The following is a 14,236-nucleotide window of genomic DNA, read 5'->3' as shown; positions in this document are numbered from 1 at the left end:
GGAGAGTGAAATTGTCACACTCACTTTACCAAGCACAGTATTTATTAAAAACAAAGACATTTAACCGCCTTTTGTAACTATGATCACACAAGGACATTTTTCTGGACTCTAAAATAGAGCCTTGTAACAAGCCGCGTTTATGGACCCACACGTGTCACACTCTGCTCATTTGTTTTCATTAAGAATTGCCCACGCCCTTAGCGAGGCGTGCGTAAAAGATAAGTATTCGGTTAAGCGTTTTGGACAAGATCTGCTGGCGGGACTGACCGTCGGGATTATTGCCATTCCGCTCGCAATGGCACTGGCTATTGCCAGCGGTGTAGCCCCACAATATGGCCTATACACCGCCATTGTCGGTGGTTTTATCATAGCCATGACGGGCGGCTCCCGTTATAGCGTGTCAGGGCCAACGGCCGCCTTCGTGGTATTACTCTATCCCATCGCCCAGCAATTTGGTTTGGCGGGGCTGCTCATTGCCACAGTCATGTCAGGCATGATGTTAGTTGCCATGGCGATGTTAAGGCTCGGCAGATTGATCCTCTACATTCCAGAATCCGTCACCTTAGGCTTTACCGCGGGGATCGGGGTGGTAATTGCAACCTTGCAGCTAAAAGACTTCTTTGGCCTGCATATAGAGCACATGCCAGAGCAGTATTTTGCCAAACTCATGGCCTTAGGTCAGGCATTACCCAGCCTTCACTTGCCAAGCTTATTCGTCGCCTGTGCCACCTTAGCCACTATGCTACTCTGGCCTAAATTGAAGATCCCAGTACCAGCCCATCTGCCTGCAATCGCCCTAGGCAGTATTCTTGCTCTAGTGTTAAATGCCATGGGCGCAGAGATTGAAACCATAGGGACACGCTTTCATTATCAATTAAGCGACGGCAGTGTCGGCACAGGGATCCCCGCGGTCCTCCCCCACTTTGAATGGCCTTGGTTGCAGGCTGGTGCCAACGGCCAAGTCTTTGAATTTAATCTGGCCACCTTTCAAGCATTACTCCCCGCCGCCTTCGCGATTGCCATGTTAGGTGCGATTGAATCGTTACTGTGTGCCGTGGTACTCGATGGCATGACAGGCAAACGCCACAGCGCAAACAGCGAACTTCTCGGCCAAGGCATAGGTAATATTATTACCCCCTTCTTTGGCGGTATCCCGGCAACGGCCGCCATTGCGCGCAGTGCGGCAAATGTTAAGGCTGGCGCCCAGAGCCCGATAGCATCGATGATCCACGCCATTGTGGTGTTAATTGGGTTAGTCGCGCTCGCAGGTGTACTCGCCTACTTACCCATGTCGGCCATGGCCGCATTATTACTGGTGGTGGCTTGGAATATGAGTGAAGCCCCCAAAGCGGTGCATTTACTTAAAACGGCGCCCACCAGCGATATCTTAGTGTTTTTAAGCTGTTTCTCCTTAACGGTCATCTTCGATATGGTGATCGCCATCAGCGTGGGCATTATCTTAGCCGCTCTGCTGTTTATGAAAGAAATAGCCGAGATGACCAAGCTCTATGATATCAGCACCAATAAACGCTATGTCGATCAGCCACTTCCCGCTGACTGGGCGGTGATAAAGATTAACGGACCATTATTCTTTGCCGCGGCGGACCGGATTTTTGCCGAGATAGCGAGCCTCACCCAAGACAAACAAGTGATAGTGCTTTACTTAGATGGGGTGTCCATTCTCGATGCGGGCGGTTTGTCGGCGCTCAATAAACTCATTGATAAATGTAAGCTTAACCACACTAAGTTGATTGTGGCGGATTTGCAGTTCCAGCCTATTCGTACCCTTGCGAGAGCTAAAGTGCAGCCGATTGAAGGAGTATTGAAGTTTTATCCCACCCTGCGCGAAGCGTTGGCGGAGGCACCGCTGCCAGAACAGACCGGCGAATCAAACGCGGCAGAGACAACTAACATGTAGGATTAACGATTTTGTACCTCATCCCCAAAGCCCCTTATCGGGCTTTGGGGATGACCGCGACGTTAAGCCCATTCAGCAAACACTTTATCCACGCTAAAAGCGCTATTTTTACGCGCAAAAAACGTCAGAAATCAGGCTTTACATGCTATTATTCTGCGCCATGATGCTCCCGGCTCTGATAGGGGTTGCGGACATCGACTGTACCCAGACCTGATACAAGGTCAAAATATAATTAAAATTAGTGAGTTAAGGAGTTATCATGCAAGCCCTTGTTGCTGTTGTTATGGGTTCTAAGAGTGATTGGCCCACAATGGAAGCCGCCGCTGAGATCATGGATAAACTGCAAGTGCCTTACCATGTTGAAGTCGTATCTGCCCATAGAACGCCAGATAAACTGATGGAGTTTGCAGCCGGAGCCGCTGACCGTGGTTTTAAAATTATTATCGGTGGTGCGGGCGGTGCTGCTCACTTACCCGGTATGATTGCCTCAAAAACTCGCTTACCCGTATTAGGTGTACCAGTACAAAGCAAAGCGCTGTCGGGCATGGATAGCTTACTGTCTATCGTGCAGATGCCAAAAGGCATTGCCGTTGGCACTCTGGCCATCGGAACCGCAGGTGCCTTTAACGCCGGTCTACTCGCCTGCCAAATCTTAGCCAATAACGATGCTGAACTTGCCGCACGTTTAGAAGCCTTTAGAGAAGAACAAACCCGCGCAGTGCTGGACAATCCCGACCCGAGGGAAGCCTAATGACTCAAGCAAGTGCAAAACCTAAGGTTTGGGTATTAGGTAATGGCCAACTTGGCGCCATGCTGACCCACGCGGGCGAGCCTTTGGCGATTGATGTTCGCGCCGTCGATATCATGACGCCAACCGATGAAATCCTGCCGCTAGCGCCTCACGATATCATCACCGCCGAACGCGAGCAGTGGCCCGAATCCGCCTTAAGCTTACAACTCAGCACCCATCCGCATTTTGTTAACGGCCCAGTATTTAGCCGTTTAGCCGACCGTTACAGCCAAAAAAGCTTACTCGATCAGATCCAAGTCCCAACAGCGCCTTGGACACTTGTCGATGATAAAACCGACGTCGAAAATCTGTACCAAGATTTTGGCCCGCGAGTGCTAATGAAGCGCCGCACAGGTGGTTACGACGGTAAGGGTCAACATTGGCTAAAACAAGCCGAAGCGGGAGAGATCCCCCAAGATTGGCGTAACTTAGCCATTGCCGAACAAGCAATCAACTTCGATGAAGAAGTCTCCTTAGTCGGCGTACGTACCCGTGAAGGTCAATGCGTGTTTTACCCATTAACACTCAACCTGCACCAAGATGGCATTTTGATGGCCTCAATTTCGCCACTGACTCGCCTGAATCACCTGCAAGCCCAAGCGGAAGGCATGCTCAGCGCCATTATGCATGAGCTGGAATATGTCGGCGTGATGGCGATGGAATGCTTCCGTGTTGGCGATAAGTTGCTGGTTAACGAGTTAGCCCCGCGGGTGCACAACTCAGGCCATTGGACCCAAGCAGGCACCCATATGGATCAATTCCAACTGCATTTAAGAGCCCTGTGCAGTATTGCGATTCCGCAGCCACAGGTGAACTTTCAATGCGTGATGGTCAATTTGATTGGTATTGAAAACGATCCCCGCTGGCTAACCCTGCCTAATGCCGAACTGTACTGGTACAACAAAGAGGTTCGTCCTGGCCGTAAAGTCGGGCATTTAAACCTTTCGGTGCCTAATACTGCCGTGTTAAAAGACAGCATTAGCGCGCTGCAAACTTGGATGCCAAGCCAATACCAAGCGCCACTCGCGTGGATTTTAGCTGAGTTCGCTAAAGCCTAACCGAGCCGCAGACCACTGATAAGGGAGCAAATTTTTTCCCTTATCAGTCGATTTTTAATCTTCGATATATACTTATCCATACTCAGCGTGAATGAGTTAGTGATGTAGTGATTAAAGATGACTAACCGGAGCACGAATAAAGGAACTGCCGAGTGAAATTAAGGGATAATTTTAAACGTAAAACCATAGACCGCCTGGACTATCGCTATCATCTATTGCTGCTGATAGTGCCAATAGTCTTATTCGTCTTACTGTTTGTGTTTAATGCTCCCACCGAAGGCTGGACTATTCTGCCGCTGCTGTTTGTCTGTCTTATCTATGTGATTGCCTACAGCCTTATTTATTACCTTCACCAGGGTCGCTTAACCCGTCTATGGCAACACTTAGAGCAAGTCGTGAGCATTAACGACGCCATTTATGAGCTTGCCCATCTATCGAGCCAGTATAAAAATGAACATGCGTTTCTTGATGCTCTGCTGAATAAAGCCGTTTGCATCATTAACGGAGCCGAAATGGGTAGCATCATCAAAGTCAACGAAGAGACCCATAAACTGCACTTCGAATCCGTTGTAGGGCTCGATCTTAACATGCTCAAGCAATTGAATTTTTCCCTCGAGCAATCCTTCGAGTATCGACTCACTAGTGGCAAATGCGACCGTGTGGTGGTAGTGGATGATATGAAGAATATCAATGCGGGCAGCACGCTCACCGGCGAAGAGCAGCACATCTTGCTCAACGCGGCCAAACAACCAATACGCTCTACGCTCTCAAGCCCAATACGCATCGATGGCAAACTCTATGGCATGCTTAATCTCGACAGCAGCAGTGTTGGCGCCTTTAGTGATTACGACCGCAATCTCGTCTCTATTCTCACCCATGAGGCCAGCAATGCAATTGCTCTGTATCAAAAGTCATTGCAAATCACTAAACTCGCCAACTTCGATAACTTAACCGGACTTTATAACCGTAAAAACTTCGAAGATGCCCTGCAACATTGGCAGCCTAAAGCGCACCTAGGCAGCTTTTTGGTGATTATCGATATGGATAATCTCAAGATTATTAATGACCAACAAGGGCACCAAGTCGGTGATTTAGCCATCAAACAAGTAGCCAAGACTATTCTCAGTTTTTGGCAGAATAAAGGCATTATCTCGCGTTTCGGAGGGGATGAGTTTGTCGCCCTCTGCCATGGTCCATTAGAGCTGCTTGAAAGTGATTTGGATGCTATGCGCGTCAAGTTACACCAAGAGTCATCCTTAAATCTTAACTTCAGCGTGGGCATAGCCGCATACAACAATAATTGGGCTCAGTCATTTAAACTAGCAGACCAAGCCATGTATGAGCAAAAACGCGGTAAGAAGAAAGCAGTAAAAGCACTCGAAGCGATTGCGGCCAATAACCAATTGGCGCAGTAGTGGCATCAGGAGCTTATCAACCATAAGCTCCTAAACGCATGAATGTTACTAGCCGAAGAATAAGCGCCATAGCCAAGAAGAATCTAAATCCTCCTGACAGGTTTTATATTGAGCAGCATAGCGCTTAGCCCTGTCATCCACCTTAGCCGCAACTTTAACCAGCCACGCCTTAGACTTATAAGTCCCGCGGCGATAGCCTCCCCAGCCTTCGTGATAGTTGAGGTATTGCGCCCTCGCATCCCACTTGGAAACGCCATTGATTTTATTCGTCTTGTAAATAAACCAGCCCATAAAATCCATGGCATCATCAAAATTGCTGCGAGAAGACCAACTGTTTCCCGTCTCGCGAACATAATCATCCCAGGTCATGGTTTTTGCCTGCGCGTAGCCATAGGCATCACTGGCTCGCCCGATGGGAATAAACCCTAAAAAATATTCCATTGGCGGCACGGCATTATGCTTGAAGGAGCTTTCTTGATACATCATCGCCAGCGGCACATGCACAGGCACGCCCCATTTATCACGGGTGTCCTTAGCGGCTTCGTACCATGAACGATGCTCTTGAAAAATATCGCAAAGGTTATCGGGAGATTTAGGCGGAGAAGTGGCGCAGCCAGAGAGTAACCCTATGGATGCACATAGCAGAGTTGTCGAAAGCCATTTCATTCAGCGCTTGTTCTCCCAAGAAATAAAACTGGCCCATCATCGCACAGTCATAGGGTGAGGCAAAGCGCCAATCCTGTTTTTGGCGCTAAGATCACCTTAGCGCCTATTCTCAGACCAAACTCATTAACAGAAATGACAATCCATTGTTAAATCGGACTATTTTGTTTCAGGGCTGAGATCAAACTGGCATTCATGATTTTCTTGCTGCCACACACCGGGCTCCCAATAGTTGGTATCTTTACCCATATAGCGTTTATCCGTGTGGAATAAAGCGCCAATATGGTAACGCTGATGCCCTTCCACCATTAACTTAAAGGTTTTAGGAGTACGCGCACTGAGAGAAACCCCAAGAGAAGGATCATCAATCAGCTCGGCAACAGTGAACTCATATTCCCCCGGCGCCAGTTGATAATTAGGTTTAGATACCACAGGCTTACCATTGAGATGGGTCACCACCACGCGATACCAATGGGTGCTAGCATCGGGCTGTAAATACCCAGACACAGTCCCGCAACTTAAGTCATCTTCAGGCGAGGAGGCGCAACCAGACAGGAATGCCGTGAGCCCAAGTAGACTGGAGGCCAGTATAAGTTTGCGCCCGGTTAAATAGTGACTCATTAGGATGAAGTCCCGAAATAGTCCGTCAGATAATCATCAAAGGATACCGCACTTTGCGCCGCTTCGATGTCCGCTTGCTTATTAAGCGATGCTTGCGCCTCGGCTTGATAATCGCTGACAACCTCGGCTGATAAGGGGTAATCCATAAAATATTGGTGATATTGCTGCGCCAGTGACATCACCCATTGTCCATGGTCTTGGCCTTTGGTGATTAATTGCTGAATGACTTGCCCAGACAAGGTCTTTTGTGGGTCATTCACGGCTTCACGCCAATGGGCTAATGCCACTTGGTAATCCTGTTTATCGCCATCGAGTAACTTAGCCAATGAATCCAAATGCTCAAACAGATCCAAAAGCCACGTTTGCAGTGAGCGTGTACCTGTCTCGGTTAATAACTCGAGCCCAGGCTTACGGCCTTCAAGCACAACAGATTTTAAGTTAGCACTTAAACGGGCTTCTTCTGCCGCATCGGACTTAGGCGACTCGGTTAGTAAGCAATAGAGTAAAAACAGGTCGAGGAAACGCACTTGGTTCTCTTCAATCCCAATCGGGCTGAAGGGGTTTACATCTAATGCACGCACCTCAATATATTCAACCCCCGCACGGGCAAGGGCTTCAGAGGGCTTCTCACCGCTTTTAGTGACGCGCTTCGCACGGATAGGCGAGTAAAATTCGTTTTCAATTTGCAGCACATTGGCATTGAGCTGGCGATATTCACCATCCACCTTCACGCCGATATTGGCAAAGTTGGCCGATGGCATCTTAATCGCGGCCCTCACCCCAGCCAGATACTCGGGCAGGGAGTTATAGCTGATATTGAGATCTTCCTGCTCTTTATTGGTGTAACCCAGGTCGCTCATCCGCAGCGAAGTCGCATAGGGTAAATACAGGGTGCCGCGACCCGATTTTTCAAAGCGTAAATCGGTCTTCTGTCCCTTGATGAACGAGCTACACAGCGCAGGTGATGCCCCAAACAGATAAGGTAATACCCAGACTAAACGGCGGTAATTGCGAATGAGACCAAAGTAAGATTCGGAGATAAAATCTTCAAAACTCACGCTTTTGTCACTCAACTCATAGAGGCTTTGCCACAGCTCCTGCGATACCGAGAAGTTAAAATGCACCCCAGAGATGATCTGCATTAGGGCACCGTAACGGTAGGTTAAGCCCTTGCGATACAAGGTTTTCATCTTGCCCGTGTTAGAACTGCCATAACGGGCGACCGGAATATTCTGCTCATCCTTCACGTAACATGGCATGCTCACGGGCCACAGGCGCTGACCATGTAAGTGACGCACGCTAAAGGCATGGGTCTCGGTGAGTCCTTGCAATAGGGGACCAACGTGATTGTTTACTGGCGTGATAAATTCAAGCAGGGCTTCACTGTAATCTGTCGTAATGCGCGAATGCGTTAATGCCGAGCCGAGCTCTAATGGATGACCATCTAACGCAAGGTAGCCTGACTCGTCGATACGCAGCGCTTCACGCTCAATTCCACGTAACATGCCAAGGAGTGCGGCACGCCCTTGAGCGTCCGAGAAATGTTGTACTAATTCATTGAATGGCTTCAATTTGCGCTTCTCTGATTGGTGATTCGCTATCGCGACAAGGTTAACAGTCAGACCTTTATTTTGAGGCTTATCTTTCAAAATACGCCTCAAAATAAATCTAAACCTGTCCGTGGAGCAAGCCTAATTACATTCTTCTGCGATAAAACGCAGACGGTGACAGCTAATGCTGTCACCGTCTTACTCGTTAATACTTTAGACTGGCAGCGAGGTTGTGCTGCACAATTAGCTTGTCTGCAATTTATATTGGGTCGAAAAGCTAATTTACAATACTAAAGTTTCAATTGGATAGCCTAAAGTTGCTAAATCCGCTTCAATTTTCGCCTTATCTCCCACCACTAAGATGATCATTTTCGAGATATCTAGCTCGGAAGCCGCGAGGGCATTGAGTTCATCTTTTGTTACAGTATTTATAATTTTGTCCTGCTCGGTAGTAAAATCTTGGCTCAGCTGATAACGCTGGATCATCCGCATAAAGCCCGCCTTCTGATAAGGCGTCTCATAATCCAATGCTTGCCCTTGGGAAACCGAGTTACGCATAAAGCCGAGCTCAGTGTCTGTCATCCCATTTTGCTGATAGGCTTTGATCTCTTTGATAAATTCATTTACCGCCTTGGCCGTCACATCGGTACGCACATCACTCGAGGCCACAAAATCACCGACTTCGACGCCACCGGTAAATGAGCTGCGAGCCCCGTAGGTATACCCCTTGTTCTCACGTAAATTGAGGTTAATACGACTATTGAAGGCGCCACCGAGCGGATAGTTCATCAGGTAAGATTTAAAATAATTACCTGTTGCATCATAGGGTAAGGCACGTTTGGCAATGTTAATTACCGACTGAGCGGCGCCAGGTTTATCGATCAGATAAATAGTCCCGCCCTTCAGCGCAGGGAATGACTTGAGTGGCGGTAATGTACTCGCCTCACCTTGCCATTGACTCAATCCCGCAAGCTTAGGTAGTAACGCACTTTCAGGCAGATTCGCTACCGTAATGATTTTAGCGTTCGCACCACGGTACTGCTCAGCGTAAAACGCCTTCACATCCGCAAGTGTCAGCGCGGCAACTGAATCTAAGGTCCCAGCATCACTGACGCCTTGAGCGTTATTCTTGCCATAAAGCAAGCTATACAGCGCAGAGTTAGCGACATAGCCAGGGTCTGACTGCATATGCTGAATTTGCTGCAACTGTTGCTGCTTCACCCGCGCAAAGTCGGCGTCGTTAAACGCAGGCTGGAACAGCTTTTCTTCCAATATGGCTAAGGTTTCATCCAAGTGCTCGGTGAGCGCCGACACCTTAATCGTGCTTTGGGATTCGGAGGCACTAAAGTCCACCGTACTGCCGAGCATCTCAAGCGCCTGCGACAATTGCTCTGTTGAGCGCTTTTGAGTCGACTCATTCAGCATCTCAGCGGTTAGGCTTGCCAGACCCGCCTTTTCAACGGGCACTAATCTGTGCCCGCCGTTAAGATAAATCACTAACTCCACTGTTGGGGTTTCACTGCTTTGAGTGCCCATCACTTCGATGCCATTGGCTAGCTTAGTGCTCCAAATCGTCGGGACTTTAAGCACGGGCGCCGCGCCCGAGGCAGGCATTGTTGAGCGGTCGAAACTTGACACCAACTTAGCGGCGGGTAAATCGCCCTCTACAGCCGTATTCGCCACAGGCAAGGTTTGAGGGGTGAAGTTATCCGGATGAGCGACTAAAGCCGTCATTCCCTGCGGTACCACACTCATCACCACCATGGGCTTGTCTTTGATGTACTTTTTAAATACCCGCATCACATCGTCTTTGGTCACATTGGCGTAGCGCGCAAGGTCTACTCCAATCTTATTCGGCTCACCAAACATGGTTTGATTCAAGGCAAGCATAGACACTTTGCCTTTTACGCTCTGCAGGCCAAAAATGGTATCGGCCTCAAATTGCACTTTCACTTTTTGCAGGTCATCGTCGGTGACGCCCCGCTGCTCAAACTCATTAATCGAGTCGAGAATACGCTGTTCAAGTTCGGCTAAGGTCGCGCCTTTTTGCGGATTGGCTAAGGCATAAATCGACATCTGGCAGGCTAACTCTTGGCAGGGTTGGCTCACGCTTGCCTGCACGGCATAACCATCCTTCACAAGGTTTTTGTACACGAGTGAGGTTTTACCGCCACCGAGAATATTGGCTAATAAGTCCAGCGCGGCTTCATCGGGATGGCTGGCATACACAGTCGGAAAGCCGATACGGATCAGCGGCAGATGCACGTTATCTTCCATCGAGATATAGCGCGTCTTATCGAGCGTAACTAAGGTCTTAGGCTCGGGTTGAACCTCGGGACCACGGGGGATTTCGCCAAAGTATTTGTTTACCCAGGCTAAGGCTTGCAACTCATCAAAATCGCCGCCAATGGTCAGAGTGGCGTTATTCGGGCCGTACCAGCGCTGGAAAAAGTGTTTCACATCATCCACTGTGGCGCGGTTAAGATCCTCTGGCCAGCCGATCACAGGCCAAGAATAGGGATGACCGACCGGGAACATCGCCTGATTAAAGCGCTCGCTCATTCGGCCATAGGGTTGATTATCAATGCGTTGAGCGCGCTCGTTTTTCACTGTCTCGCGCTGTACTTCAAACTTTTCGCTGGTTAGCGCTGGCAACAAAAAGCCCATGCGGTCAGACTCAAGCCACAGCATTTTTTCGAGCTGGTTGCTAGGGACTGTCTCAAAGTAGTTGGTTCTGTCGGTATTGGTTGAGCCGTTCAGCGTGCCCCCCGCCTCAGTTACCACCTCAAAATGTTGCTCATCGGCGACGTGCTCAGAGCCTTGGAAGATCATATGTTCGAATAAATGGGCGAATCCTGAACGGCCTGCCAGTTCTCTGGCCGAGCCGACGTGATAAGTCACATCGACATGCACTAAGGGATCGGAATGATCTTGATGCAAAATAACCGTTAGGCCATTAGCAAGCTGATATTTTTTAAAGGGAATACCGACTTCAGAGTCCTTCAGTTGCACATTTTCAATTAACTTTACGCCCGCGGGTAATTGCGTTGAGGTTTGGCTGGCACAACCTGCGAGTGCGGCGGAAATCGCGACCGCTAATATCCATTTTTTCAAGGTATTCCCCTTATACATCAATAGGCTAAAAAATTAGCCCCTGTAGAATGCTCGGTATCAATAATGAATTCAGACTCATTAAGCCCTACAAAGTTCCAAGTAATACAAGGACTTCCTTTGCAGCGCTATTATCCTTTAACCGAACAACGAGTGTAAAAACTAACTAAACCAATGCAATGTGGCGGCCGCCACGATAAGGTAACGCAGGGTTTTGCCGATCAAAATCATCACTAATGCGGGGAACGCCCTAAGCTTTAACCATCCCGCCAATAAACATAATAGATCGCCAATCACTGGCGCCCACGACAACAATAACGACCAAACACCGTAACGCTCAATAAGGGCTAAGGCTTTGGCATGCTTTCCCTCACTAAGGGCCTCGGGGGACTTTGCAAACCGGCCGATACGCCCTAGATAAAAACTAGTCATCGCCCCTAAGGTATTGCCGACACTGGCGACTACCACTAATGCGACCCAAGCTTGCGGCGCTTTATTCAGCAACGCAATCAGTAAAACTTCTGATCCTCCCGGTAACAAGGTCGCGGCTAAAAAAGCCCCAGAAAACATCATACTTAATTCAGACATAAAAGCTTACTCTATGAAATTACAGCTCTTTCACGATCTCGAACAGAGAACTACCACAGCGTTAAAAGGATGTAGCGGCTAACCATTTCACAACAAACTCATTTATCACAATAAGTTATAAGAAAATCGGTTTGTTATAACCCTATCACAGCCGATACAATGCCTTTAATGGCAAAAAATGTCCTGTACCTGACTCGTCGCTTGGTATAAGTTCACTCACTTCAAGTGGATACTCATACTAGCATCTCAGGTCCATGGGCTTGTAATGATATATTTTTGGAAAACGCATGATTCTTCAAACCATTAGCCGCATTCCTTTTTGGCAAAAAGTCCTCGCCGGCTTTATTTTAGGCGCGCTCGTTGGCGTACTTTTAGGTGAAACCGCCACTGTACTTAAACCGCTTGGCGATTTGTTTATCAGCGCCATTAAGATGCTGGTTGCCCCATTGGTCTTCTGTGCGATTGTGGTCAGTATCACCTCGCTCGGCTCTCAAACGAATCTCAAACGCTTAAGCCTTAAGACCTTAGGCATGTTTATGCTGACTGGCACTGTCGCCTCACTGATTGGCTTAGCGGTTGGCTCGCTTATCGATATGGGCGGCACAATGCAACTGGCCACCACGGAAGTGCGTGAGCGCAATATTCCAGGGTTTGCGCAGGTGCTGCTCGATATGATCCCAGTCAATCCCTTTGCCTCACTGGCGGATGGAAAAGTACTTCAGATCATTGTCTTTGCTGCGTTGGTCGGGATAGCCATCAACAAAGTTGGCGAGAAAGCCGAGCCACTAAAACGCACCATCGAAGCGGGTGCTGAAGTCATGTTCCAACTGACACGCATGGTGCTCAAACTCACCCCTATCGGCGTGTTTGGCTTAATGGCTTGGGTGGTCGGTGAATATGGTTTATCGACCCTATTACCTCTAGGTAAATTTATCGCCGCTATCTATATTGCCGCCCTTATCCATATGATTTTTGTCTACGGCGGACTGGTGAAATTTGCCGCGGGTTTAAGCCCTGTGCAATTTTTCCGTAAGGCCATGCCGGCGCAATTAGTGGCTTTTAGTACCTCTTCAAGTTTCGGCACTCTGCCTGCAAGTACCAGAGCGGTTGAAACCATGGGTGTTTCAAAGCGTTATAGCGCCTTCGTTATGCCGCTCGGCGCCACCATGAACATGGATGGCTGTGGTGGTATCTACCCTGCGATTGCCGCGATTTTTATCGCTCAAATTTACGGTATTCCACTCGATACTTTAGATTATGTGATGATTGCCGTAACAGCCACGGTGGCCTCAGTCGGTACCGCTGGCGTGCCAGGCAGCGCGATGGTGATGTTAACTGTTACCTTAGGCGTAATTGGTTTACCCCTAGAAGGTATCGCCTTTATTGCCGCTATCGACCGTATTATCGATATGATCCGCACCGCAACCAACGTCACAGGCGACATGATGACCGCCGTGGTGATTGGCAAATCTGAAAATGAGCTTGATGTTGATCAGTTCTACAGCAACGAGACTCAAACGGCTGCGATTGCCGATAATTAATCACTCAGGGTAAATCATTAAAGATTTATCCAGTAAAGAATCCGCCTTCTTAGAAGGCGGCTTTGATTTGCCCCTGGAAGGGGCTATTTCCTTACACCTACTTCATCTGTAACGACAATTGAGCATCATGCTCAAGATCTTGCTTATCTTGATGGCGAACATAGCGTCTTATGATTTCCTCATTTACGCCTACCGTATCAACAAAATAACCCCTCGCCCAAAAGCTATTTCCCCATAACTTCTTGCGAACATGAGGGAATTTGTTAAAAAGCCTTATTGCGCTCCTACCCTTCAATATCCCCATTAATGTGGATAATGACAACTTTGGGGGAATTATCACGACTAGATGCACATGATCTATCTGGACGTTTAATTCTAAGACCTCACAACTTTTCATATTGCATAGAATATAAATCGACCTGTAGAGCTCTTTACCAAGGTTACCTTTTAGAATTTTGAATCTGTACTTAGGCGTCCAAACGATATGATATTTACAACGCCAGTAAACATGTGATGAACTTCTGTAATCGCCCATGTTTCTCGTTTCCTCTTACTTGTGGTGAATAAGAAGGTCTCTTTTAACATGGGCGTTATTCAGGCTATAGCCTTAAGGGACAATCACCACCGCCAGAGGCGGTGGTTTTGGGATGACAATAAAAAGACCGCAAATGCGGTCTTTTTTATTATCCGTATTTCACTTATTGCGAATAAAACGTCCATGACTTTCGGTCAAACAAGCTGTTAAACTCTTCACTTATTTACCAAAAGTAGAATGAAGCATGACTAAACTGTTTTTATTCCCGCTTATCCTTTGCTTGCTGTGGATACTGTTTTTAAAAGCCAATGGTTTACCGCTGGCTCAAGGAAAACGTGGCTTTATCTACATCATAGCCATCAGCGGCACTGTGATTTTGCTTCTTATGCTGCTCCTGTGGTTAACGGCTTAAAAGCCTATTGGTTCACAATAGGCTTTGCTCTAGC

Annotated in this window: 12 protein-coding genes; 6 read left to right on the top strand and 6 right to left on the bottom strand. The window is 48.1% G+C overall.

Translation table 11 applies throughout. The annotated features are described in order from the left end of the window. Nucleotides 1-151 precede the first annotated feature (151 nt). The 4 genes from dauA to ACUZ8J_RS05260 all read left to right on the top strand — a co-directional run bounded on the left by dauA (nt 152) and on the right by ACUZ8J_RS05260 (nt 5,181). A complete protein-coding gene (dauA, locus tag ACUZ8J_RS05275; protein ID WP_446693273.1) occupies nt 152-1,918 on the top strand; it encodes a C4-dicarboxylic acid transporter DauA in 1,767 nt (588 codons plus the stop codon). A gap of 259 nt (nt 1,919-2,177) precedes the next feature. Further along, entirely contained in the window at nt 2,178-2,669 is a 492-nt protein-coding gene (purE, locus tag ACUZ8J_RS05270; protein WP_011626975.1) for a 5-(carboxyamino)imidazole ribonucleotide mutase, read from the top strand. After that, complete coding sequence (purK, locus tag ACUZ8J_RS05265) at nt 2,669-3,766, top strand: 5-(carboxyamino)imidazole ribonucleotide synthase (protein ID WP_446693272.1); 1,098 nt, start codon at nt 2,669-2,671, stop codon at nt 3,764-3,766. The genes purE and purK overlap by 1 nt, the downstream gene beginning before the upstream one ends. A 152-nt stretch (nt 3,767-3,918) precedes the next feature. Beyond that, nucleotides 3,919-5,181, top strand: a complete 1,263-nt coding sequence (locus tag ACUZ8J_RS05260; RefSeq protein ID WP_446693271.1) for a sensor domain-containing diguanylate cyclase — start codon at nt 3,919-3,921, stop codon at nt 5,179-5,181. A 48-nt stretch (nt 5,182-5,229) separates the two neighbouring features. Here ACUZ8J_RS05260 and ACUZ8J_RS05255 read toward each other — a convergent pair whose 3' ends face one another. The 5 genes from ACUZ8J_RS05255 to ACUZ8J_RS05235 form a co-directional block, all read right to left on the bottom strand. Further along, entirely contained in the window at nt 5,230-5,847 is a 618-nt protein-coding gene (locus ACUZ8J_RS05255; RefSeq protein ID WP_446693270.1) for a transglycosylase SLT domain-containing protein, read from the bottom strand. 156 nt (nt 5,848-6,003) lie between these two features. Beyond that, a complete protein-coding gene (locus ACUZ8J_RS05250) occupies nt 6,004-6,465 on the bottom strand; it encodes a hypothetical protein (RefSeq protein WP_446693269.1) in 462 nt (153 codons plus the stop codon). After that, the gene (gene gshA / locus ACUZ8J_RS05245) at nt 6,465-8,114 is read right to left on the bottom strand and encodes a glutamate--cysteine ligase (RefSeq protein WP_446693268.1); all 1,650 of its coding nucleotides are present in this window, start codon (nt 8,112-8,114) and stop codon (nt 6,465-6,467) included. The genes ACUZ8J_RS05250 and gshA overlap by 1 nt, the downstream gene beginning before the upstream one ends. Before the next feature lie 183 nt (nt 8,115-8,297). Further along, complete coding sequence (locus ACUZ8J_RS05240; RefSeq protein ID WP_446693267.1) at nt 8,298-11,147, bottom strand: M16 family metallopeptidase; 2,850 nt, start codon at nt 11,145-11,147, stop codon at nt 8,298-8,300. A gap of 141 nt (nt 11,148-11,288) precedes the next feature. Further along, complete coding sequence (locus tag ACUZ8J_RS05235; RefSeq protein WP_133182208.1) at nt 11,289-11,714, bottom strand: YqaA family protein; 426 nt, start codon at nt 11,712-11,714, stop codon at nt 11,289-11,291. Nucleotides 11,715-12,001: 287 nt separating this feature from the next. Between ACUZ8J_RS05235 and ACUZ8J_RS05230 the strand changes: the two genes are divergently transcribed. Further along, entirely contained in the window at nt 12,002-13,255 is a 1,254-nt protein-coding gene (locus tag ACUZ8J_RS05230; protein WP_086903826.1) for a dicarboxylate/amino acid:cation symporter, read from the top strand. Between the two features lie 97 nt (nt 13,256-13,352). Here the strand turns inward: ACUZ8J_RS05230 and tnpA are convergent, their stop codons facing one another. Further along, complete coding sequence (gene tnpA / locus ACUZ8J_RS05225; RefSeq protein WP_446693266.1) at nt 13,353-13,790, bottom strand: IS200/IS605-like element ISShes4 family transposase; 438 nt, start codon at nt 13,788-13,790, stop codon at nt 13,353-13,355. Between the two features lie 244 nt (nt 13,791-14,034). Here tnpA and ACUZ8J_RS05220 point away from each other — a divergent pair, with 244 nt between their 5' ends. Next, nucleotides 14,035-14,202, top strand: coding sequence for a hypothetical protein (locus tag ACUZ8J_RS05220; protein ID WP_011623730.1), 168 nt, complete (start codon nt 14,035-14,037; stop codon nt 14,200-14,202). Nucleotides 14,203-14,236 lie beyond the last annotated feature (34 nt).

It is taken from the genome of Shewanella sp. Koi 1, from assembly GCF_052907445.1.
The sequence above is the reverse complement of the archived record's forward strand: the minus strand, read 5'-3'. Positions and strand labels throughout refer to the sequence as shown.